Genomic DNA, 23,375 nt, shown 5'->3' on the forward strand with positions numbered 1-23,375 from the left:
GGTGCGACCATGGTCCGGAGTTGGCCCCGGTCAACGGTCTCTTTCTGGCCGCTCACCGCATGACGTCGATCGCCTCCCAACCGAACCCGAACGGCCTGTTGGCCCACGCGACAGCCACCGGCACGGCAGTTGCGCATGGCGCTAGCACTCACCCTTCCCCGAGGAGTGACATGCCTGAACAGACCGAGACCGCGCCCCACGACGAGGCACCGATCGTGAACCGGCTCCACGCCGAGTTCTCCCACGTGCACGTACCGGCCACGGTGTCCAGATGCGTGGAGGCCGCCCACCACGGGGCGTTGGAGGTCACCGGAGAAGCGCGCCCTGACCTGGTGGAGCGTATCGCCCGCCAGCATCTGCAGGTGCTGGCGATGGCGTTCGCGGAACGCGGCTGACCCGCACCGGAAGGTGACCGGAACCACACCTCCGCAGCAGGAACAGCCACGCCGATGACGCCAATCTGCCTTTACGGGGGCGATTGTCGGTGTAACAATTAGCGTGGGTCAGTGGGTCAGGAGTCTTCGTGGGAGTTGGTCATGGCGAAGTTGAAACAATGGGGAAAATATATCCTCATTGCTTTCATAGCGTTCTATCTACTCACTCAGCCGGAAAGCGCCGCTGGGGTCATCCACAGCGGGCTGGGCGGCATCATGGACGGGGCGGAGTCGCTCTCCCGTTTCGTGAACGCCTTGGGCGCATAGGTACCCCGGCATGCGGCTCGTAGCACCGACCAATCGCGCGCCGGCGTCGGTCAACCGTTACCTGCTCCCACACGAGCAGGACGTCGTCACCATCCGCCGTCACCCGGCGGTACTCATAACGCCGGTCTCCGTGGTACTCGGCAGCCTCATTTTCGCCGGTCTGCTGAGTAACACCGCCATCGCCGCCAGTCCCGCAGCCCTGGCCATCATCTGGTGGCTGTGGCTGTTGGTCCTGGTGTGGTTCGTCTGGCGCGTGGCGGAGTGGTCGGTCGACTACTTCGTGATCACGTCGCAGCGGCTGCTGCTGACCACCGGGCTCATCACCCGGCAGGTCAACATGATGCCGTTGGGCAAGGTCACCGACATGCGCTTCGAACGTTCGCTGCTGGGCCGATTCCTCGGTTACGGCACGTTCGTCATGGAGTCGGCCGGTCAGGATCAGGCACTGAGCAGGATCCACTTCGTTCCGTACCCGGAACAGCTCTATCTCGAGGTCGTGGGGCTGATCTTTCCCGAGTAACCACGGCCCGGTGCGCTCGGCTCACTGGTCCGGCCGGGCGCCCGCACCACCGCCCCCGTCGCCCCCGCGCGCCAGGCGCCCGCCCACCGGCGGGCGCTGCTTTCCGTGACACCCCGGGCGCGCACCGGAACACGGCCACTGCACACGACCGCCACGCGGGAACCAGGATTGACTTTTTGGTGAACGGACGGTTAACTGTAGTCTTCACGGGGATGAACAAGGGGGTGTCGCCATGGCTCACAACACGGGCAGCGCGACGCGCACGGACCGCTCCAGCACACAACGGCGCCGTTCCCGGCTGTTCGGGACGGCCACGGGGACCGCGCGCGGCCGGCGCCGCGACGCGGCGGTGCGGCAGCGCGAACCGGTCGAACCCCGCATGTCCACCCCCGCGGGCCCGCCGAAACTCAGCTGGGTGCTGGTGACCGACGCCGACGGCCGCACCCGCCCGGAAGCCCGCTGGTCCTGCTGAACCAGCGGCTCACGCCCCGTCCGCCAGCCGCGAGGACCCGCGAGGGCAGCGAACGGCGCGACACACGTCCCGCATCGCCCGGTCCGGTGCGGTCGCGCACCGTTCACGTGCCCGTTGATCGGCCGCCCGGAGGACTACGTCCAAACGGCCGGAGCGTTCCCGCACCCTGGGCGCACGCCCACGGGTGAACAGCGGGTTAACGACAAGCCAACCATCCCGCCGCCGGGGCGGACGGCGGAACGGACCGGCTCAGCTCGGCGCCATGTCCACGAACCGGCTGTAGTGTCCCTGGAACGCCACCGTCACGGTGGCCGTGGGTCCGTTCCGGTGCTTGGCGACGATGAGGTCGGCCTCCCCCGCCCGCGGTGACTCCTTGTCGTGCGCGTCCTCCCGGTAGAGCAGGATCACCATGTCCGAGTCCTGCTCGATCGACCCGCTCTCGCGCAGGTCGGCAACCTGGGGCTTCTTGTCGGTGCGCTGCTCCGGCCCACGGTTGAGCTGGGAGAGCGCTATGACGGGCACGTCCAGTTCCTTCGCCAGCAGCTTCAGGGACCGCGACATCTCCGAGACCTCCTGCTGGCGGCTCTCCACCCGGCCGGCCGCGGTCATCAGCTGCAGGTAGTCCACGATGATGAGCTTGAGGTCGTGCTGCTGTTTCAACCGCCGGCACTTGGCGCGGATCTCCATCATCGTCATGTTCGGCGAGTCGTCGATGAAGAACGGGGCGCTGGCGACCTCACCCATCCGGCGCGCCAGGCGCGTCCAGTCGTCGTCGGTCATCAGGCCCGACCGCATCGTGTGCAGCGGAACACGGGACTCCGCCGACAGCAGCCGCATCACGATCTCGTTGCGTCCCATCTCCAGGCTGAAGAACGCCGACGTCATCTGGTGCTTGATGGAGGCCGCGCGGGCGAAGTCGAGCGCGAGGGTCGAGTTGTGCGTGGGCACCATCGCCGGCGTCGCCAGGTACAGATGGTCAGGGTGGTCCACCTGGACGCAGCGCACCGGCACGCTCGCGACCCGGTGGACCTTGCGTACGGTCCGCTCCCCGACCGCCATCTCCTCGCCGTCCGCGTGTTCGGCGATGTCGCGCGTCGTGCGCAGCTCCACCGGCCGCCGCGGGGTCACCACCGGCCACTGGTGCTGGGCGTCCGCGACGACCGCGGTGCCGTCGTCGAGGACGAGCTCGTAGCACGGCCGGTCGTGCATGACCCCGGTCGCGGCGACGACGCTCGTGGGGGTCCGGTCCGCCGCGAGGAGGGTGTCGCCGACGGCCACCTCGGCCATCGTCGTCCACCCGTCCGGGGTGGGCAGAGGGGTGTCCAGCGCGAGGGCCTTGCCCACCGCGGGTCGGGCGGCGATGATGATCATCTGCCCGGGGTGCAACCCGTTGGAGAGCTGGTCGAAGTCCGTGAACCCCGTGGGAACGCCGGTCATGGAACCGTCGTGGGCGGAGATCGCCTCGATCTCGTCCAACGCGCCGGGCATGATGTCGCTCAGCGCGAGGTAGTCCTCACCGGTGCGCTTCTCCGCGACCTTGTGCACCTCGGCCTGGGCGTGGTCGACCAGGTCGTCGACCTCGCCGTCCCCCGAGTAGCCGATCTGGGCGATCCGGGTTCCCACCTCGACCAGTCGGCGCATCACCGCCCGGTCGGCGACGATACGGGCGTAGTAGCCCGCGTTGGCGGCCGTGGGTACGGCCTCGGTGAGGGTGTGCAGGTAGGGCGCCCCGCCCACCCGGGCGATCTCGCCGCGTTTGGTGAGCTCGGCGTTGACCGAGATCGCGTCGACCGGCTCGCCGCGGGAGAACATGTCCACCACGGCGTCGAACACGGTCTGGTGGGCGGGCCGGTAGAAGTCAGCGGAGCGAACGATCTCCACGACCTCGGTGACCGCCTCCTTCGAGAGCAACATACCGCCGAGCACACTCTGCTCGGCCATGATGTCGTGCGGTGGCGTGCGTTCGTACCCACCCTGGTCCGGTGGTTGATCGGCGACGCTCACGAGCTCTCCCCCTGCGACACGAATGGCACGGCTCACGTACCTGGACTTGGATTCTGACCGCTGGACCATGGCGACGCAAAGCGGTCTGCGGGACGAACCGGGGAGATCTTGTGGGGGGTTGCGGATCCACTACGAACATCTTGTACACAAAGCCTGTGGATAACTCCCGCGGTTCTCGCGGATACCCTAGTTGAACTGCGAAAACAATAATCTCCACCGCATTCTGAAAGAAACTTCACATCCGTTCATCCACAAGTTATCCACAAGCGGATCCCCGCCCCGTGGACAACTTCTCCCCCCACCGCGCGTCCCACGTTCCCGTCCGCTACTGTTGCACGGTCATGCCCACACTGCTCTCCGCACCGCCGTTCCGACACCTCCACGACCGCGAGATCTTCCGCCTCGCCATCCCCACCTTCGTGGCGCTCGTGTCCGAACCGCTGTTCCTCCTCACCGACTCCGCGATCGTGGGGACACTGGGAACCCAGGCGCTCGGCGGCCTGGGCGTGGCCAGCCAGGTACTGATGACCCTGGCCAACCTGTGCATCTTCCTGGCCTACGGCACCACGTCGGCCGTCGCCCGGCAGTTCGGCGCCGGAGACACCACCTCGGGCATCCGCAGCGGCGTCGACGGCCTGTGGCTGGCCGCGCTGATCGGCGCGGTCGTGGTCCTCCTCGGCTACCCCGCGGCCCCCTGGCTGGTCGACCTGCTCGGCGCCTCGGACGCGGTCACGCCGCACGCGCTCTCCTACCTGCGGGTCAGCCTACTCAGCACACCCGCCCTCCTCGTCGTCATGGCGGGAACCGGTGTCCTCCGCGGCCTGCAGGACGCCACCACCCCTCTCGTCGTGGCCGTCGGATCCAACGTCGCCAACGTCCTGCTGGCACTGGCGTTCGTCCTCGGCCTGGGATGGGGGATCGCCGGCTCGGCATGGGCGACGGTCCTCGCCCAGACAGCGGGCGCGGTGGTCTACGTCTCCATCGTCGCCCGCGCGGCCCGCAGGAACGGCGTCTCCCTCGCCCCCAGCCGGGCCGGCGTCACCAGCTCGGCACGCGCGGGAGCGGCGCTGTTCGTCCGCACCGTCTCGCTGCGGATCGTCCTGGTGCTCACCACGGCCGTCGCCGCCCGACTGGGCGACGCCCAGATCGCGGCGCACCAGGTCGCCTTCCAGATGTGGTCCCTGCTGGTGTTCGCCATGGACGCCATCGCCATCGCCGGCCAGGCGATCATCGGCCGCTACCTGGGATCCTCCGACGCCGGCGGCGCGCGCTCGGCGACACGGCGCATGGTCGAGTGGGGCGTACTCGTCGGGCTGCTGTTCACCGCCGTGGTACTCCTGGTGCGCCCCTGGGCCCCGCTGCCGTTCACCTCCGACCCCCAGGTGCACCACGCCATCACGCTGACGCTGCTCGTCGTCGCGGCGCTACAGCCCCTCAGCGGCGTCGTGATGGTCCTCGACGGGATCCTGATGGGAGCCGGTGACCAGCGCTACCTCGCCTGGGCGAGCTTCTGGACCCTGCTCGCCTTCCTCCCGATGGCCGCACTGGTGCTGTGGGTGTCCTCCCCCGGTTCACCCACAGCCCTGCTCTACCTGTGGCTCGCCTTCGGCGGCTGGATGGTGGCCCGAGGACTCACCCTGGGACTGCGCGCACGCGGGCAGCAGTGGGTCGTCCTCGGTGCCACGCGCCCCTGACCACCGTCAGGAGCCGGCCGCCGGACCGTGCTCGAACCTCGCCCCACGTTCCCGCTCGGGAACGTCCGGGAACGTGGGACGGTGCCCGGGCGGAACGTCACTGTCCCGGCCCCGCTCGGCGAGCATTCGGTCCACGGTGCGCAACCGGGTCGCGACCTGGCGGCGCAGCTCGGGCAGCATCGAGTAGAGCTGGTCTCCCGGACACCCCGTGGAGTTGTAGTCCCGGTGCCCGACGATGGCCGAGTGCGGACTGAGCCCGTAGACCAGGCACAGCCACGCGCACGTGTCGGCCAGGGCCTGCCACAGGTCGTTCGGCGGCGTCGCCGAACTGTAGGTTCCCTCGTTCTCGATCCCGACAGTGTGCGAGTTGTGGTTCGCCGTGTGCGCCCCCAACACGTGCGACCCGTCACGGATGGCGGACAGCGACCTGTTCCGCCCCTCCATGACGTGTCCGCCACGGCTGATCGTCAGCTGCTGACCGACGTCGTCCCACCCGTTGTTGTCCATGTGGTACCTCTGGATGAACCGCGACAGGCCCTTCGCGTGGCCGAGGGAGCTGTCGCCGGAGTTGGCGGTCGCGGTGTGGTGCACCACGATGTGGTCCGGGGCGCTCACCACCTGAGCAGCCCGCACGGGACTGCGCGCCCCCCATTCACTACGGGTGTAAACCCGGGGTTCCGAGGCGGCCTCAGCGGGCCGCGCGCCTCCCAGATCTATCGCTGTCGACAGGAGCACCCCGCTTCCCGCGAACGCGGCGGCGCGGAGCGCGCTCCGGCGGGACACCGCCGTGTGCGCGGAACACTGGTCATGAGTGGACATTCCGACCTCATCCTTCCTGTGGAGCAACAGGCCCACGGAGAAAGATTAGATCACAATTAGTGAACAAATAGTCACTATGCGAATTCGGCGTGTCCATGACCAACCGAACAAAAAACGCCCGGCCCCACCCATCTCGGGCGGGAACCGGGCGTTCTCGCGGCGTTGCTACGCCTCAACGACCTCCAGCGAGATCGTGGCCGTCACCTCGGGGTGCAGGCGGATGCCCACCTTGTACTCCCCCAGGGACTTGATCGGAGTGGTGATGTCGATCCGGCGCTTGTCGACATCCGGGCCGCCGGCCTCCTTCACGGCACCGGCGATGTTCGCCGCCGTCACCGAGCCGAAGAGGCGGCCGCCCTTGCCGGCGCGCTGGGCCAGCGTGACCTTCAGCGCGTTGATCCGCTCGGCCATCTGCCGGGCCTCGTCCAGGTCGCGGATGTCCCGCGCCTCCCGCGCCCGGCGGAGAGCGTCAATCTGCTTCTGCCCCCCACGCGTCCAGCGGATCGCGTAGCCGCGCGGCAGCAGGTAATTACGGCCGTAACCGTTCTTCACCTCGACGACGTCGCCCGGGGCGCCGAGGCCATTGACCTCGTGGGTCATGATCAGCTTCACGACTAAACCTCCCTCGGAATATCCCCGTTAGCGAGCGGTACTCGTGTACGGCAGCAGCGCCATCTCGCGAGCGTTCTTGATCGCCGTGGCGACGTCGCGCTGGTGCTGCGTGCAGTTGCCGGTCACCCGGCGCGCACGGATCTTGCCGCGGTCGGAAATGAACTTACGCAGCAGGTTCGTGTCCTTGTAGTCGATGTAGGACACCTTCTCCTGACAGAACAGGCAAACCTTCTTCTTGGGTTTGCGTGCTGCCTGTTTCGCCATCGTGGTGCTCCTTCGCAAGAGCCCCGGTCATCCGGGGATGGTCATTCGGACAGTACTGGTGGCCGAGCGGCGACGCCCGGCCCGCCGACGGCGGTCAGAACGGGGGCTCGTCGGAGAATCCTCCGCCGAAACCACCGCCGTTGCTCGCCCACGGGTCGTCGGCAGGCGGTCCCCCGCCCTGCTGCGGGCCGCCGAAGCCGCCGCCCTGGTTGCCGTAACCGCCGCCGCCCTGCTGGCCACCGAAGCCGCCGCCCTGGCCGCCCTGGCCGCCCTGGCCGCCCTGGCGCTGGGTCTTGGTCACCTTCGCCGTGGCGTAGCGCAGCGCGGGGCCGACCTCGTCAACGGTGACCTCGAAGACGGTCCGCTTCTCGCCCTCCTTCGTCTCGTAGGACCGCTGCCTGAGCCGGCCCTGGACGATGACGCGGGCGCCGCGCTGCAGACTCTCGGCCACGTTCTCCGCGTACTGCTGCCATACCTTGCACGTGAGGAACATGGCCTCCCCGTCCTTCCACTCGCCGGCTTGGCGGTCGAAGTACCGGGGGGTGGAGGCGACGCGGAAGTTCGCGACGGCGGCTCCGTTCGGAGTGAATCGCAGCTCAGGGTCGTCGACGAGGTTGCCGACGATCGTGATCTGGGTTTCGCCTGCCATGGCTTGACTCCGGTAGGTGTAGTCGGATCAGGCGGACGGGGGCTGCTGACCTGAGCGGGATCAGTGCACCTCGGGGCGGAGCACCTTCGTACGCAGCACGGTCTCGGTGATGTTGAGCTGGCGGTCCAGCTCCTTGACCGTCGCCGGCTCCGCGGAGAGGTCGACCACCGCGTAGATGCCTTCGCTGTTCTTCGCGATGTCGTAGGAGAGACGACGCTTGCCCCAGACGTCGATCTTCTCCACCGTGCCGCCGTCGTTGCGCACGACTCCCAGGAACTGCTCCAGCGACGGGGACACCGTGCGCTCGTCGAGGCTGGGGTCGAGGATGATCATTACTTCGTAGCGACGCATAAGCGTTCTTACCTCCTCTGGACTGTCGCGGCCATGGTCTCTCCATGGCAGGAGGGCACTGAGCCAGACAGCTATTCAGGATAACAGCCGCCGATCCCTGACGGTTCCGTTCCGTACAACGTCCACGACGACAAGTCCGCACAGCAGGAGGAGTGTGGCCATCCGGGCGAGTGCCACCACCGCGTATCCGGGGAAGTCCAGCCCGACCGACGCCGCCTCGTTCCACATCAGGTGCTGCCAGATCCCGAAGAAGTACCCGACCTCGGCGAGCTGCCACAGGCCCACGGCGGCCGCCGCCACCCACGGACGCACCGTGCGCGGCCACGCCAGCGCCGCGAGCGGCAGCAGCCACAGCACGAACTGCGGCGACCACACCTTGCTCGTCAGGACGAACGCCGCCACCACCAGGAAGACCAGCTGCTCCAGCGGCGGTGCGCGCCGGGCGCACACCCCGAGCGCGGCGACACCGGCGCACGCGGCCACCATGGCGGCCATGCCCACCGTGTTCACCAGGTTCTGGTCGGACATGGGAAAGATCCCGAATCCGTAGAGCACGTAGTACACCGACCCCCAGTCGGCACCGCGCTCCTGGCTGAACGTGAAGAACGTCGCCCACCCCCGCGGAGCGGCCAGGTACACCGGGAGGTTCACCGCGGCCCACGCGAGGCCGGCCCCGCAGAGCGGCCGCAGGAATCCCCCGGGGGTGAGCCCGTCCCCACGCAGGTACCGGCGCGCCAGCAGGACGAACAGCGGACCGAACACCAGCACGGGGTAGAACTTGGCCGCCACCGCCAGACCGAACAGCACGCCGGCCGACCACTGGCGGCCGCGCGCGTAGGCCACCAGGCCGCCCGTCAGCAACGCGACCGCCAGCAGGTCCCAGTTGATGTAGGCGGCGAGGAACGCCGGCGGGGTCAACGCGACGAAACCGCCGGCCCACAGCGCCCGCCGCCGGTCCACCGCCCCCGCCGGGGCGAGGACCCCGCCCCGCCCGGCGAGCCAGCCGGTGCCGAGCACGGCGGCGAGCAGGCACAGCGCCAGCACCGCCGCGGTCGCGTCGAAGTAGCCCAGCCCGCGGGCGGTGGGGTCGGGAAGCCATTCCACCGCCCAGGCCAGCACCCGCATCAGTCCCCCGATGAGGACGGGGTACTCCAGGTCCACATCCACATAGGGGATGGCGCCCTCGCCCAGCCCGTCCCGGAAGTACAGCGGGAAGATGTCGGTGTAGCAGCCGTAGGCGTACTGCCCCCCGTACATCCATCCGCCGCCGAAGCGGCAGGGGATCTTCACCAGGTAGGCGAGCAGGGCGCCGGTGAGCGCCAGACCGGTGAGCGCCAGCCACGGCGTCCCCGCGCGCCGGGGCGCGGACGGCCCGTCGGGGGAAGTGACGCTGCCCGCACCCCGAGCGGGGTGCGGGCAGCCGGAATCGTCAGCGTGGGAGGTCACGCGGTCACCCTAGTGGAAGAAGGCGTTGTTCTCCTCTCCTCCCTGGGGACAAACGTCTCCCTCCTCCGGACGGCACTCGTCGGAGGGCGACTCATCGCCGCCGCCACCGCCGCCGGGGCCGCCGCCGTTCCCGTCGTCCTCGCAGTCGTTCCAGAAGTCCGGTGTGCACTCGTCCCCCGGCGAGGTGGTGTCGGTCGGACTCTGCGGGGGCGTGGTCTGGGTGGGTTCCTGGGTCTCGTCGGGTTCCTGGGTCTCGTCGGGTTCCTGGGTCTCGTCGGGCTGGTCCGTGGGCGACTCGCCACTGGGCTCGGGAGTGGGACCGAAGTTCTGCTCCTCCCCGACCCAGGCGGGCTCCGGGAACTGCTTCTGCGGTTCGCCCTCCATGGCGATGGTCATGAACTCCCGCCACACCTTGGCGGAGGTGGTACCGCCGTAGATGTTCCGGACGCCGGGGATCTCCAGCTTCTTGCCGTCCCCGCGGCTCAGCCCGACGGCGGTGGAGAGCTGGGGGGTGTAGCCGACGAACCAGGCCGACTTGGCGCTGTTGGAGGTACCGGTCTTGCCGGCCGCGGGGCGGCCGTCCGGCAGGGCGGCCTCCTCACCACCGCCGCCGTCCACCACCTTGCTCATGGCGTGCGTGGCGTCGGCGGCCACGTCGGCGCTGAACGCGCGTTTGCCCGTCTCCAGGCGGTCGGCGTCGTTGGGCTCCATCTCCTGGCCGTCGCCCTGCTTCACGCTGGTGACCATGTGGCGGGGCATGTGCACGCCCTCGTTGGCGAACGTGCTGAACCCGGAGGCCTGGTCGAGCGCCGTCAGCTGGTAGGTGCCCAGCGCGATGTTCGGTCCCAGCTGCGCGGTCTCGAACTGCTCCTCCGGAATCCCGGCGTCGCCCGCGGTCCGGTTCACCTTCTCCGGCCCGGTCTCGATGGCGAGCTGCACGTAGGCGGTGTTGATCGATTTCTCGGTGGACTCGATCAGGTTGACCGGACCGTAGGAACGGTCGCTGTCGTTCTGGATCGGCTCGCCGACCCCGGGGAAATCCTGCGGCGAGTCGCCGTCGAACTGACTGCGCAGCCCGATGTCCTGCTTCAGGCCGGTCGCCAGCACGTAGGGCTTGAACGCCGACCCGGCCTGGGTGCGGTGGGTGAGCGAGTCGTTGTTGTCCGCGGTCCAGTCGCCGCCGCCGTGGAAGGCCCTGACCTCGCCGGTGGCGGGATCGACCGAGGCCAGCCCCTCCTTCGTCTCCTCGGGCATGCCCTCGGGCAGCGCCTTGTCGAACGCCTCGCCGGCCGCCTGCATCAGGTCCTCGTCCAGGGAGGTCTGCACCGTGTAGCCACCGGTCGCGATCTCCTGGGCAGTGAAGTCGTAGCGGTCCTTGAGCTCCTGTTCCACCGCCTTCTTGATGAAACCGGTGTACTCCTTATCGAACTGCTCGTCCGGATTGTACTCGGCCCTCTCGGGGAACTCGAGCTTCTCGGCCTCCTCCTCGCGCATGCCGTGCTCGGGGTTCTCGTTGTACATCTCGATCATGCCGTTGACGGCGTACTCCCAGCGGTCGCGCAGGACCTTCTCCATGTCCGAGCCCTCCTCGACGTGCTCGAAGTTGCCCGGCTGCTGGATGATCGCCCCGAGGAACGCGCCCTCGGCCGCGGTGATGTCCTCGACGTCCTTCTCGAAGTAGGCCTGGGAGGCCGCCTGGATGCCGTAGGCGCCGCGGCCGAAGTAGATGGTGTTGAGGTACTGCTCTAGGATCTGCTCCTTGCTCAACTGGTTGCCCAGTTTGAGCGCGATCACGATCTCCTTGGCCTTACGGGTGACGCTGCGGTCCTTGGACAGCCCGCTGTAGTAGTTGCGCGCCATCTGCTGGGTGATCGTGGAGCCGCCGCCCTTCTCACCGCCGGAGAGGAGGGCCCGCATGGTTCCGCTGACCGAGACGCCGGCCTCTTCGTAGAACCTCTGCTGCTCCGAGCCGAGCACACCGTTGATCACCTCGGGCGGGATCTGATCGGAGTCCACCTCGGTGCGCTTGGTGGCGCCGAGTGTGACGGCCTCGTCCCCGTTCTCGAACTCGACCGTGGTCGCGAAGTCGTCCACGCCCTCCTTGGCGCCCATCTCGTTCGCGCCCGGAAGCATCGCGTAGGCGACACCGAACCCGGCGACGCTCAGGACGAATCCCACACCGCAGACGATCAGGGCCGGTTTCCAGGCCCGGGAGAGGAACCGGCGCACCGGACCGCGGCCGTCGCCGCCGCCGGAGCGCCCGCGCTGCGGCGGGCGGCGGCCTCCACCGCCCGAACCGCCCGCGGCGCGTCGCCCGCCGGACCGGGCACCGTGCTCGGTGGAGCGGCGTTCGCCCTCGTCCCCGGAGGAACGTCGTCCCCCCTCCGAGCGCGCACCTTCCGAACGGCGACGGGAAGGGCGTTCGTCTTCCCAGAAACCACCATCACCAGCTGCTGGGCCGGGAGTCCGGGGGCGGGCGCTCTCGCGCTCCGCACCGCCCGAGCCACTGGCCCGGCGGCGGCCACCGGAACTCCGTCGTCTTTCGGTACTCACGCGTCCTCGATTGCTCCTCGACGGCCGATCGGCCTTGCGACTCGGTGGGAGGGGACCGTTCTCCCTGCGGGAAACGGGACCGGGAGTCCGGTTTACGAAAACGGGAGGGGAATCCAGACCGGATGCGGTCACCCCGTCCTTAGGATGGACGCCGAACCCGTGCCTGTGGTTTTCGACCGGACAACGGAAACGTGACCCGCGGTTTCCTCCTGCTCGATGACCTACGACTTCCGGTGCCTGGGACTGGGGCCAGTCAGCCCTGTGCCCTGTGCCGTACACCGGCACCCTCGCGGGGGTCGGCCCCTGGGGGATTCGAAAGTAAAGCAATGGTCACGGTAGAGCCATGACATCACATAGCACAACCCCGAGGGAGACTACCCCTCGGAGGCGCGACGCCGTCGGGACACCCCCCCGCTCCGGCGCACTCTCCGATGTTAGAAAAACAACAGCGGTGACTATATATCACAGCGATATACTCATATCGGATAAAGCACGTGCACATCCCGTTCCTTTCCCCGGTCCGGAACCGGGCCCTGCCTGGTGGAGGCTGTCCGTGACGAGCGACACGTCCCGTGCCGCGCTGGCGGGCCCGGAGCCGCGGCGGAGCGGATCCTCCGCCGAGTGACGAGAACGCGGCCGGTCGGGAGCGGCCAGCTGGGAACAGAACCGCCGCGCGCGGAGCTGACACGTGTGGAAGCGGCGAACGGACAACCGGACAAGGGGGTGGCGGGATGAGCCCGCGCAGGACCAGGGTCCTCGAGCTTGCCGTCCTCGGCCACCTGGCCGAGGCACCGATGCACGGCTACGAACTGCGCAAACGCCTCAACCGCGAACTGGGAGCGTTCCGCGCGTTCTCCTACGGCTCCCTCTACCCCTGCCTGAAGGAGATGCTGCGCACGGGTCTGGTCCGCCAACAGCACCCCGACAGCGCACGCTCCGCGGGCCGACGGTCCCGTGTCGTCTACCAGCTGACCCACCAGGGCACCGAACGGCTCAACCGGCTACTCGCCGACAGCGCACCAGCAGCCGATGACGACGAGTGCTTCGGAGTGCACTTCACCATGTTCGCACGTACCCGCTCCGAGGTGCGGCTGCGCATCCTCAGCGGACGGCGCGACCGGATGTCGGAACGACTGCGCCACCTGCACGAGCGTGTGGAACACGTCGTGAACCAGCGCGGGGACCCGTACACCATCGAACTGAACCGACACCACGCCGAATCCGTCGAGCGCGAGGTCGCGTGGCTTGACGAGCTAATCCAGCGCGAGCGGCGCTGCGCCGGGCAGGAACACCCCGCTGATGGGAGCATCGGCACCACCGTCCCGCCGCGGCAGGGTGCGCCTCCGGCCGACCGACAGCCATGACCGGCGGCAGTCCCCGCCACCGCACGGCGCCGCGTCAGTACCGCGCCGTGCGAACCAAGTCAACGGACAAGTGAGAAGGAGCAAGGACCAATGGGATCGGTACGCGTAGCCGTCGTGGGGGTGGGCAACTGTGCCGCATCGCTCGTACAGGGGGTCCAGTACTATTCGGACGCCGAGGCCGAGACCCGGGTTCCCGGCCTCATGCACGTCCAGTTCGGTCCCTACCACGTGCGGGACGTGGAGTTCTGCGCGGCGTTCGACGTCGACGCGAAGAAGGTCGGACAGGACCTCGCCGACGCGATCGGGGCGAGCGAGAACAACACCATCAAGATCTGCGACGTCCCGCCGACCAACGTCGTCGTACAACGCGGCCCGACCTACGACGGCCTCGGCACCTACTACCAGGAGGTGATCGAGGAGTCGGCCGAGGACGCCGTGGACGTCGTGGCGGCGCTGAAGGCCGCGAAGGCCGACGTCCTCGTCTCCTACCTGCCCGTGGGCTCCGAGGAAGCCGACCGCTTCTACGCGCAGTGCGCCATCGACGCCGGGGTCGCTTTCGTCAACGCGCTCCCCGTCTTCATCGCCTCCGACCCGGAGTGGGCCGCCAGGTTCACCGACGCCGGGGTCCCGATCGTGGGCGACGACATCAAGTCGCAGCTGGGCGCGACCATCACCCACCGGGTGCTGTCCAAGCTCTTCGAGGACCGCGGCGTCGTGGTGGACCGCACGTACCAGCTCAACTTCGGCGGGAACATGGACTTCATGAACATGCTGGAACGCCAGCGGCTGGAGTCCAAGAAGGTGTCCAAGACGCGCTCGGTCACCTCCCAGATCCCGCACGACGTCCAGGACGACTCGGTGCACATCGGCCCCTCGGACCACGTCCCGTGGTTGGACGACCGCAAGTGGGCCTACATCAGGCTGGAGGGCCGGGCGTTCGGCGACGCCCCCGTCAACCTGGAGTACAAGCTGGAGGTGTGGGACTCGCCCAACTCCGCCGGCATCATCATCGACGCGATCCGCGCCGCCAAGATCGCCAAGGACCGCGGCATCGGCGGACCCGTCCTCTCGGCCTCCTCCTACTTCATGAAGTCGCCGCCCGAGCAGTACAGCGACAGCGACGCCCACACCATGGTGGGGCAGTTCATCGCCGGAGAGATCGAGCGCTGACCCTCGCCCGGCGACACAGCGCGCCCTTCCGGGCGGGGCCGCCGCGCCCGGCCCCGCCCGGAAGGGAAGCGCACCCGGACACACCCGGCGGACACGGCCGCCGTTCCTGCGGCGGAGACACGCGCCGCGCCGTTAGGCTGACCGGTGAGCGTACGAGGAGCCCCAGATGAGCTCTCCCAACGAGCCGCAGCACCAGCCGCCGGGAGCGCCGGGCGGCTACGAACCACCCCACGGGGTCGCACCGCCCAACCCCGCCGACAGCCCCAACTACGGCATCATCATGCTGGTCTGCACGGTCTCGCTCGCTTTCCTGGTCGTCGTCGCCACCCTCGGTGGGATGTGGTACTGGGACTCCGTGCCGGGCAGCGCGGAGAAGTACGACATTCCCCCCAGGTTCCAGGGAAGCTGGTCCGGAAAGCTCACCCAGTACGCCCCCGACCGGACAGCGGTGGGGACGTGGGAGCTCACCATCACCCTGCGCGACGACAGTGTCACGGCAAAGGAGTCCAGTAGCGCCTTCGGCTACGACAACTGCGTGTGGGAGGTGCACCGGCCCGAACCGGTCGACGACGGGAGTCTCGCGTTCTCCTACACCGTCACCAAGGACCCCGACGACAAGTGCGCCCCCACCGGCGACGTGCTGCTGGAGCGCTCCTCCGACGCCCTCGCGATCCGCGTCACCAGCGCTGTGGAGGGCGAGGAGACCGTGTCCCGAGGGGTGCTGGACCCCGTGTGACGGACACCGGGGGCTGAGTACGCCTAACCGCCGTGCTCCTCGGCCCACTTCCGCAGCTCGGCGGCGGCGTCCTCCTTGCTCATCGGGCCGTGCTCCAACCGGAGTTCGAGCAGGTACCGCCAGGCCTTGCCGACCATCGGTCCCGGACTGATCCCCAGCACCTCCTGGATCTCGTTCCCGTCCAGGTCGGGGCGTACCTTGTTGAGTTCCTCCTCGCGGGCGAGCCGCTCGATCCGGTCCTCGATGTCGTCGTAGGCCCGGGCCAGTGCCGCCGCCTTGCGCCGGTTGCGGGTCGTGCAGTCCGCCCTGGTAAGCACGTGCAACCGCTGCAGCAGGTGACCGGCGTCGCGCGCGTAGCGGCGCACGGCGGAGTCGGTCCACTCCCCCTTGCCGTAGCCGTGGAACCGCAGGTGCAGGGACACGAGCTTGCTCACGTCGGCGACGGTGTCCTTCGAGAACCGCAACGCGGAGAGCCGTTTCTTCGTCATGGAGGCACCCACCACCTCGTGGTGGTGGAACGTGACCCGGCCTCCCGGCTCGTAGGAGCGCGTCTTGGGTTTGCCGACGTCGTGCAGCAGCGCCGCCAGCCGCAGCACCAGATCCGGGGCGAACCCCCGCTCGCGCTCCAGCTCGATCGCCTGGTCCAGCACGGTCAGCGAATGCTCGTAGACGTCCTTGTGCCGGTGGTGCTCGTCGATCTCCAACCGCAGTTTGGGAATCTCCGGCAGGGCGTACCAGGCGGCGCCGATCTCCACCATCAGCTCCACCCCCCGCCGGGGGTCCGGGCTGAGCAGGAGCTTGCTCAGCCCGTCCCGGACACGTTCCGCGGACACGATCGACAACCGCTCGGCCATGTCCGAGGCCGCCTCGGTGAGCTCCGGCGCCAGGTCGAAACCGAGCTGGGCGGCGAACCGTACCGCCCGCAGGATGCGCAGCGGGTCGTCGCCGAACGAGTCCCGCGGCGCTCCCGGCGTGCGCAACCGCCCGGCACGCATGTCGGCGAGCCCCGAGAACGGGTCGACGAACTCGCCCTCCGGCAGACGCACCGCCATGGCGTTCACGGAGAAGTCCCGCCGGACCAGGTCCTGCCGAAGGGATGTGCCGTAACTCACCTCGGGTTTGCGGGACTCGGGATCGTAGGACTCGCTGCGGTAGGTGGTGATCTCCAGCTGCTGGCCGTCCTTGCGCAGGCCCACCGTCCCGAAGTCGATCCCGATGGTCCACACGGCGTCGGCCCAGTCCTCCACCAGCTCCAGGATGCGCTGGGGGACCGCGTCCGTGGTCAGGTCCAGGTCGTGCACCTCACGACCCAGCAGAGCGTCCCGGACCGGACCACCGACGAGCGCCAGCTCGTGGCCGCCCGCCCTGAACCGCGCACCGAGCTCCTCGGCTATCGGGCCCATCTCGTCGAGCAGTCCGACGAGCGCGGCATGTTGTTCGTCAGTCAAACCGGCCTCCCCCTCCTCGCGGGGCACGCGGGCGGCAGCGTTCGCCGCACCGGCACTCTCGGGACGCGGGGACTCACCTGAAAACGCAGTGTTCGGCACGCCATCTGAGGGTAGGGGGCGTTATCCCATGGTGCGAATCGGTGTTCGACCCGCCACGTCGCGGTTCGGGGCGCGTCTGCCCACCGCAGGGCAGGCGACCGGTGCGGATCCCCGGCTGCACGGCGACCGACGCGGGCAGCGGGAACCGCGCGGCCGCGCCGGAGGTCCCACCACCGTCCGCACGGACAGCGCGTCAACGCTTCGGGAGCGCACCAGCAACGCGGTAGTGTCGAACCAGTCCGGCCGCGGCTGGACCGCGCCCCTGCGATGCTGTCGCGCTGAACGCGCTTGCGGCACTGTTCGTTGCGCAGGTTGCCGCCGACCACCGCAAAACGACTGGGAAAGCCTTCTGGTGTGCGTCGATTCGTTCATCTCATCGCGGTTACGACCACGGCCGCTTTCGCGCTGGCACCGCTGAGCGCGCCCTCCGCCGCCCCACTGGCGGACACGGCCCCCGCGGCGGCGGACAACACCGACGGCAGCGGGGCCGTCCTCGTGGACGAGATCAGCCCGCGCGCGGTCGGGGCCGACGACACCCTCACGCTGTCCGGCCGCGTCACCAACACCACCGACAGCGAGCTGACGGACGCCAGTGTCCGGCTCCGGTACACCGAGGTCCCGTTCGAACAACGGTCGGAACTCGACACGTACGACGATGGCGAAAGCGACCCCCCGGAGCAGACCCACGGCGAGACTCCGATCGACACGGAGCTGGAAGCCGGAGAGTCCGCCACCTACGAGCTCGAGGTCGACGTGGCCGACCTCGACCTGGGCGGCGCCGGCGTCTACCCGATAGCCGTCGAGGCCCGGACCGGCTCCGGAACCGAGCTGGGCAGCCAGCGCACCTTCCTCCCCTACCAGGACGACTCGTCCCCCGAACCGGCCGATATCGCCTGGGTCTGGCCGCTGGCGGGAGGCCCGCACCGCACCGACGACGACACCTACCTGCACCGGGACTTCCCGCAGAGCCTCACCGCGGACGGCCGGCTGGGAACACTGCTCTCCGCCGGGGCCCAGGAAGGCGGACTCCCCCTGGCCCCGGAGGTGGACGACACCGCCCCTCCCCAGGAGGAGTCCGCGTCGCCCACCGACGACGACGCCGACGACGGGGCGGAGGGGGACGCCGACAGCGGGGTTCCCGTCACCTGGGCCGTCGACCCCGCGCTGCTCGACGACGTCAACCGCCTCACCGAGGACAGCTACGAGGTGCTGGCCGAACCACTGGCGGACGTCGAGGGCGAGGACCCCGAGACCACCGAGCACGACTCCAGCGGCGCCGCCCAGGTGTGGCTGGAACAGGCCCGGGACGCGCTCGGCGACGAGACGCTGGTCTCCACCCCCTACGCCTCCCCCGACATCCCGGCCCTCCTCGCCAACGGCCGCGAGGAGGACGCCGAGGCCGCCATGACCCTGAGCGAGCAGAAACTCGCGGACATCCTCGGGCGCGCCGCGGACAGCTCCGTCGCCTGGCCCGCCGACGGCCACATGGACACCGCCGCCCGCGACTTCTACAACGAGCACGGCGCGACCCGCTTCGTCCTCGACTCCTCCGCCATGCCCCCGCACCCCTGGGCGGAGGAGTCCGCGCCGGCCGCGGCGCCCCTGTCCCTTCCCGAGAGTGAGGAGGACGGCACCGCCCTCCTCGCGGACAGCCAACTCACCGACGCGTTGGCGCAGCACGGCCGCGGCCCGGGCCAGGCGGCGCTGGGAACCCAGCGGTTCGCCGCCGAGACCGCGATGCTCAGCGCGGCCGGGGACGGGGACTCCGACAGCGGGGGCAGCATCGTGGCGGTACCGCCCCGGGACTGGAACCCCGACCCCGCGTTCGCCCGCAACGTGCTGAGGGACAGCGACGACCTTCCCTGGCTGGAACCCGCGGCTCTGGAGGACGTCCGGTCCGGCTCCACGGACGAGCCCCAACGCCAGGAGCTGAGCTACCCGGCGCGGGGAACCCCGGAACAGCTCAGCGGCTCCTACCTGGACGGCAGCGGCGACCTGCGCGAGGAGGTCCGCCTGTTCAACAGCATCCTCGTCAAGGACGAGGAGGGAAGCATCGAGGACAACGACCCCTACCGCCCGGCCCTGTTGCGGCTGTCGTCCGCCGCCTGGCGCGAGGAGGAGAAACTCGCCTCCACCGCACGGGACCTGGTGGACTACTCGGTGCGCGAGAGCCTGAACCAGGTCCGGATCATCCCCACCGAACCCGTCACTCTCGCCGCCCAGCGCGGGAAGATCGGCATCCCGCTCGCCAACGACCTGCAGGACCACACCGTACGGGTCGACCTCACGATGTTCTCGGAGAACAACGAACAGCTGAGCGTCGGCGACTACCCCTCCCCCATCGAGCTCGGCCCGGAGACGAAGACCACGGTCTACGTTCCGCTGGAGGCACGGGTCAACGGACGCACCGTCCTCCACCTGGACCTGCACAACACCACGGGCGAACCACTGTCCTCCGGGGAGGTGCTCACCCCGGTCAACGCGACCGGCCTGGGCTCCCAAGCCCTCATCATCAGCGCCGCCGGCGCGCTCGTGCTCGTCATCGCACTCGCCCCTCGCGCACTGCGCAAATGGGCACGGAAACGCGCCAGAAGCGGCCAGGACGGACCGGAGGGGCCGACCGACAGCGGGGCCTCCGACGACAACCGCCCGTCCAGCGAACAACCGAACCAGACCGGCGGGAGCGAGCGGGACCCGGAAGCCTGACGGGAAACCTCCACCCCCTCCCAGCCACGTGACACCCGCAATCTCCGAAGGGAGCCATACCAGTGGCTACCGAAACCGCGAGCAGCGGCGACGCGAACGGCCGCGCGAACGGCGACGCGTGGCACGACGAGCACACCGACACGACCTCCGACGCCGCGGAGCAGGAGCCCCCCGCCGGCTCCGATGATCCCGGTTCGGGGGGAAAAGCGATGCGTTCCAGCATGGTGATGGCCGTCGGAACGACGGTGTCCCGGCTGACCGGGTTCGCCAAGGTCATGGTGCTCGCCGCCGCGCTGGGCACCCAGCTGCTCGGCGATGCCTACAACACGGCGCAGACCATCCCGTTCATCATCAACGACCTCCTGCTCGGAGGGCTGATGGTGAGCGTGATCATCCCCTTCCTGGTGAAACGGCGCAAACGTGACGCCGACGGCGGGGTGAAGACCGAGAACCGGCTGTTCACCGGCGCGGTCGTGCTGCTCTTCGCCGTCACCGCCGCCGCCATCGCCGCCTCCGAGCTCCTCATCCGCCTGTACGCGAGCGAGTTCACCCCCACCCAGGCCGACGTGTCGGTCTACCTGGCGCGCTTCCTCCTCGCCCAGATCTTCTTCGTCGGCCTGAGCGGCCTGGTCAGCGCGATGCTGAACACCCGCGACAAGTTCGGCGCCCCCGTGTGGGCCCCCGTGCTGAACAACCTCGTGATCATCACGGTCGGATGCCTCTTCCTGTGGATAGCCGGGCCCGGGAAGACCCCCGAGAGCGTCACCCAGAGCGAACTCACGCTGCTGGGGCTCGGAACCACCAGCGGGATGGCACTGCAGACCCTCGTCCTGCTCGCCTCGGTGTACCGCACCGGGTTCCGCTGGCGGCCCCGCCTGGACCTGCGCGGTTCGGGACTCGGCGAGGCCCTGCGCGCCGCCGGATGGATGCTGCTGTACACCCTCATGACCCAGCTCGGCCTGCTGATCACCACGAACATCGCGACCCGCGCGGGCGTCGCCAGCGTGCAGGCCGACACGGACGTCGGCGCGGGGATCACCGCCTACAACTACGCCTACCAGCTCTTCCAGCTGCCGTACGCCATCATCGCCGTCTCCCTCATCACCGTGCTCCTCCCCCGGATGAGCGGTAACGTCGAGGAGGGCAACTGGGAGGAGGTCCGTGCGGGCTTCTCCCGCACACTGCGCGTGTCGGCGCTCGTCCTGGTCCCGCTGGGGCTGGCGACGGCCATCTTCGCGACCCAGGTCGCCACACTGATCTTCGCGCGCGGCAGCACCTCCACCGCCGACGCGCACAACATCGGAAGCGTCCTCGCCGTCATGGCGCTCGGCCTCGTCCCGTTCACGATCTTCCAGCTCATGCTGCGGGTGTTCTACGCCATGAGCGACACCCGCACCCCCGCCCTGATCAGCATCGCCAACGTCGCCGTGCACGGGACGCTGGCGGTGACCGCCTACATGATCCTGCCGCCGGACCAGGTCGTCATCGGTGTCGCCGCCGGCTTCATGTTCTCCTTCGTCACCGGCCTCTCCATCGCGGGCGCGATCCTCAGCCGCCGGTTGAACGGACTTGACGGTCGTCACATTTGTCGCACATTGTTGCGGTTGTACCTGGCAGCGGCCCCGAGCGTCGCCGTGGGGCTCCTCACCCTGCGACTGTTCGGCGGGCTGTTCGGTGCGGGGCTGGCCACGAACATCGGCGCCCCCCTCACCGGCTGTGTGGCCGGCGGGGCACTGTTCCTGCTCTGCGCTCGGCTACTGCGGATCCGGGAGCTGGACTCGGTTCTCCACCTGGTGCGAACCCGGCTCAAACGGTAGGTACCGCCACACCCCTCCGAAAACCACCCCCGACGTAACGTCTCCACCACGAGGATGGCCCCCACGGTGTCGAACGACGAATACCGGCAGACGAGACAGCAATGGCACGGCCGGATCCTGCTGCCGGGTGAAGTACTCGACGAGGTCGAACGCAGCGAACCGGACACCGATCCGGAAAGCGGCCTCACCACCGTCCACGATCCCAGCGACTACGGTGACCTGGGAACCGCCGACCGTCCCGGCGAGGAGGGCAACGAGATCGGAGGGGCCGCCCACGCGGCCTCCGACGGCGAGGACGAGGAGAACCTGACCCGTTCCAGCGCGATCATGGCGCTGGGAACCGTCGTCTCCCGGGCCACCGGCTTCATCCGGACGATCGTGCTCGCCGCGGCGCTGGGCACCCAGCTGCTCGGCGACGCCTACCAGACGGCGAACATGGTGCCGTTCGCGATCTACGACCTGCTCATCGGCGGGCTGCTCGCGAGCGTCTTCGTCCCCTTCCTGGTGAAACGGAAGAAATCCGACCAGGACGGCGGGACCGCCACCGAGCAGCGGCTGTTCACCGTCATGGTGCTGGCCCTGGGCACGATCACCCTGCTCGCCATCCTCGCCGCGGAGTGGCTGATCCGGCTGTACGCGGGGGAGTTCACCGACGCCCAGCACGAGGTCGCCACCCTCCTCGCCCGTTTCATGCTCGGTCAGATCTTCTTCATCGGCGCGAGCGGGATCGCCAGCGCGATGCTGAACAGCAGGAAGCACTTCGGCGCGCCCATGTGGGCCCCCGTGCTGAACAACCTCGTGATCATCACGGTCGGGGTGCTGTTCCTCGTGACCGCCGGATCGGGCAGCTCGCCCGGCTCCGTCACCACCGGCCAGGTGACCCTGCTGGGTCTGGGGACCGCCCTCGGGCAGGTACTGCAGTGCGCGGTTCTCCTCTGGTCCCTGTTCCGCTCCGGGTTCCGCTGGCGGCCCCGCCTGGACCTGCGCGGTTCGGGACTCGGCGAGGCGATGCGCACCGCCGCGTGGATGATGGTCTACGTGGGTGTCGCCCAGGCCGGACTGTTGGTGACGACCAACGTCGCCACCCGCGCCGGCGTGCGCGCCGCGGAGGCGGGAGCCTCCACCGCGGGCGCGGGGATCACCGCCTACCAGTACGCGTCCCTGCTGTTCCAGCTGCCGTACGCCATCATCGCCGTCTCGGTCATCACCGCGCTGCTCCCCCGGATGAGCGCGCACGTCGCCGACGGCCGCAAGGACCTGGTGCGTTCGGACTTCTCCCGGGGCCTGCGGCTGTCCTCCGTACTGATCGTGCCGATCTCGACGGCGATGGTGGTGTTCGCCGTCCCGTTCTGCACCCTGATCTACGCGCGCGGCAGTACCTCCGTGGAGGACGCGCAGAGCATCGGCCTGATCCTGATGGCGTTCTCGCTGATGCTGATCCCGTTCACCCTGTTCCAACTGCTGCTGCGGGTCTTCTACGCGCTCGGCGACACCCGGATGCCGTCGCTGATCGCGATCCCCGCCGAGGTCACCCACACGGTCGCGGCGTTCGCGCTGCTGTTCCTGGCACCGCCGTCGCGTATCGTCGTGTGGCTACCGGTGGCCTACGGCCTCTACTACGTCGTGGGCTCCGTCCTCGCCTGGTGGAGGCTGCGCACGCGCATGAACGGCCTGGACGGACGTCGGATCCTGCGGACACTGGTACTGCTGTACGTCGCGTCCGTACCCAGTACGATCTTCGGGACAGCGATGGTTCTGGCCTTCGGGGTCCTTCCCGGGGCTGTTCTTCCCCCACTGCTGTCCCTTACTGTGGGCGGGCTTGTCGGTGCTGTACTGTTTATCCTAGTCGCGCGGCGCCTAGGGGTGACAGAAGTCACAACGTTCCTGGAAATGGTGCGTAGCCGGGTCCTGCGCCGTTGATACCCAGGAACGCATGACGGTGCGTAACCG

At 69.0% G+C, this 23,375-nt stretch carries 20 protein-coding genes; 11 read left to right on the forward strand and 9 right to left on the reverse strand.

What is annotated here, in order from left to right:
* Positions 1-170: 170 nt before the first annotated feature.
* The 4 genes from FHX37_RS19090 (at position 171) to FHX37_RS19100 (ending at position 1,693) form a co-directional block, all read left to right on the forward strand.
* Positions 171-395, forward strand: a complete 225-nt coding sequence (locus FHX37_RS19090; RefSeq protein WP_141925592.1) for a hypothetical protein — start codon at positions 171-173, stop codon at positions 393-395.
* Between the two features lie 141 nt (positions 396-536).
* Positions 537-701 (forward strand): hypothetical protein, encoded by a 165-nt coding sequence (locus FHX37_RS23015; RefSeq protein WP_170181645.1) that lies wholly within the window; start codon positions 537-539, stop codon positions 699-701.
* Between the two features lie 10 nt (positions 702-711).
* Complete coding sequence (locus tag FHX37_RS19095) at positions 712-1,221, forward strand: PH domain-containing protein (RefSeq protein ID WP_141925593.1); 510 nt, start codon at positions 712-714, stop codon at positions 1,219-1,221.
* 232 nt (positions 1,222-1,453) lie between these two features.
* Positions 1,454-1,693: a hypothetical protein gene (locus FHX37_RS19100; protein WP_141925594.1), complete on the forward strand. Its 240-nt coding sequence runs from the start codon at positions 1,454-1,456 to the stop codon at positions 1,691-1,693.
* Between the two features lie 249 nt (positions 1,694-1,942).
* Here FHX37_RS19100 and dnaB read toward each other — a convergent pair whose 3' ends face one another.
* Positions 1,943-3,697 carry a replicative DNA helicase gene (gene dnaB, locus FHX37_RS19105; RefSeq protein WP_211351960.1) on the reverse strand — a complete coding sequence of 585 codons (1,755 nt, stop codon included), beginning with the start codon at positions 3,695-3,697 and terminating at the stop codon, positions 1,943-1,945.
* Positions 3,698-4,038: 341 nt separating this feature from the next.
* Between dnaB and FHX37_RS19110 the strand changes: the two genes are divergently transcribed.
* A complete protein-coding gene (locus FHX37_RS19110) occupies positions 4,039-5,391 on the forward strand; it encodes an MATE family efflux transporter (RefSeq protein ID WP_141925596.1) in 1,353 nt (450 codons plus the stop codon).
* A gap of 6 nt (positions 5,392-5,397) precedes the next feature.
* Here the strand turns inward: FHX37_RS19110 and FHX37_RS19115 are convergent, their stop codons facing one another.
* The 7 genes from FHX37_RS19115 to FHX37_RS19145 all read right to left on the reverse strand — a co-directional run bounded on the left by FHX37_RS19115 (position 5,398) and on the right by FHX37_RS19145 (position 12,085).
* A complete protein-coding gene (locus FHX37_RS19115) occupies positions 5,398-6,210 on the reverse strand; it encodes a peptidoglycan recognition protein family protein (protein WP_141925597.1) in 813 nt (270 codons plus the stop codon).
* A gap of 165 nt (positions 6,211-6,375) precedes the next feature.
* The gene (rplI, locus tag FHX37_RS19120) at positions 6,376-6,822 is read right to left on the reverse strand and encodes a 50S ribosomal protein L9 (protein WP_141925598.1); all 447 of its coding nucleotides are present in this window, start codon (positions 6,820-6,822) and stop codon (positions 6,376-6,378) included.
* A 27-nt stretch (positions 6,823-6,849) separates the two neighbouring features.
* A complete protein-coding gene (gene rpsR / locus FHX37_RS19125; protein WP_141925599.1) occupies positions 6,850-7,086 on the reverse strand; it encodes a 30S ribosomal protein S18 in 237 nt (78 codons plus the stop codon).
* A 94-nt stretch (positions 7,087-7,180) separates the two neighbouring features.
* On the reverse strand, positions 7,181-7,735 hold the full coding sequence (locus tag FHX37_RS19130) for a single-stranded DNA-binding protein (RefSeq protein WP_141925600.1): 555 nt from the start codon (positions 7,733-7,735) through the stop codon (positions 7,181-7,183).
* A gap of 60 nt (positions 7,736-7,795) precedes the next feature.
* Complete coding sequence (gene rpsF, locus FHX37_RS19135; RefSeq protein ID WP_141925601.1) at positions 7,796-8,086, reverse strand: 30S ribosomal protein S6; 291 nt, start codon at positions 8,084-8,086, stop codon at positions 7,796-7,798.
* 75 nt (positions 8,087-8,161) lie between these two features.
* Positions 8,162-9,532 carry a glycosyltransferase family 87 protein gene (locus FHX37_RS19140; RefSeq protein WP_141925602.1) on the reverse strand — a complete coding sequence of 457 codons (1,371 nt, stop codon included), beginning with the start codon at positions 9,530-9,532 and terminating at the stop codon, positions 8,162-8,164.
* Positions 9,533-9,541: 9 nt separating this feature from the next.
* Complete coding sequence (locus tag FHX37_RS19145; protein WP_141925603.1) at positions 9,542-12,085, reverse strand: transglycosylase domain-containing protein; 2,544 nt, start codon at positions 12,083-12,085, stop codon at positions 9,542-9,544.
* Positions 12,086-12,816: 731 nt separating this feature from the next.
* Here FHX37_RS19145 and FHX37_RS19150 point away from each other — a divergent pair.
* The 3 genes from FHX37_RS19150 to FHX37_RS19160 all read left to right on the forward strand — a co-directional run bounded on the left by FHX37_RS19150 (position 12,817) and on the right by FHX37_RS19160 (position 15,355).
* Positions 12,817-13,449 carry a PadR family transcriptional regulator gene (locus FHX37_RS19150; RefSeq protein WP_141925604.1) on the forward strand — a complete coding sequence of 211 codons (633 nt, stop codon included), beginning with the start codon at positions 12,817-12,819 and terminating at the stop codon, positions 13,447-13,449.
* Positions 13,450-13,539: 90 nt separating this feature from the next.
* Positions 13,540-14,619, forward strand: a complete 1,080-nt coding sequence (locus FHX37_RS19155) for an inositol-3-phosphate synthase (RefSeq protein ID WP_141925605.1) — start codon at positions 13,540-13,542, stop codon at positions 14,617-14,619.
* A 166-nt stretch (positions 14,620-14,785) separates the two neighbouring features.
* A complete protein-coding gene (locus FHX37_RS19160; protein ID WP_141925606.1) occupies positions 14,786-15,355 on the forward strand; it encodes a hypothetical protein in 570 nt (189 codons plus the stop codon).
* A gap of 23 nt (positions 15,356-15,378) precedes the next feature.
* Here FHX37_RS19160 and FHX37_RS19165 read toward each other — a convergent pair whose 3' ends face one another.
* Positions 15,379-16,758, reverse strand: coding sequence for a CCA tRNA nucleotidyltransferase (locus FHX37_RS19165; protein ID WP_141925848.1), 1,380 nt, complete (start codon positions 16,756-16,758; stop codon positions 15,379-15,381).
* Positions 16,759-17,256: 498 nt separating this feature from the next.
* Here FHX37_RS19165 and FHX37_RS19170 point away from each other — a divergent pair, with 498 nt between their 5' ends.
* The 3 genes from FHX37_RS19170 (at position 17,257) to murJ (FHX37_RS19180) (ending at position 23,345) form a co-directional block, all read left to right on the forward strand.
* Positions 17,257-19,608: a DUF6049 family protein gene (locus tag FHX37_RS19170; RefSeq protein ID WP_211351961.1), complete on the forward strand. Its 2,352-nt coding sequence runs from the start codon at positions 17,257-17,259 to the stop codon at positions 19,606-19,608.
* A gap of 62 nt (positions 19,609-19,670) precedes the next feature.
* On the forward strand, positions 19,671-21,425 hold the full coding sequence (murJ, locus tag FHX37_RS19175; RefSeq protein WP_342777633.1) for a murein biosynthesis integral membrane protein MurJ: 1,755 nt from the start codon (positions 19,671-19,673) through the stop codon (positions 21,423-21,425).
* Between the two features lie 54 nt (positions 21,426-21,479).
* On the forward strand, positions 21,480-23,345 hold the full coding sequence (gene murJ / locus FHX37_RS19180; protein ID WP_141925607.1) for a murein biosynthesis integral membrane protein MurJ: 1,866 nt from the start codon (positions 21,480-21,482) through the stop codon (positions 23,343-23,345).
* Positions 23,346-23,375: the final 30 nt, after the last annotated feature.

Source organism: Haloactinospora alba, assembly GCF_006717075.1.
GTDB classification, from domain to species: Bacteria; Actinomycetota; Actinomycetes; order Streptosporangiales; family Streptosporangiaceae; genus Haloactinospora; species Haloactinospora alba.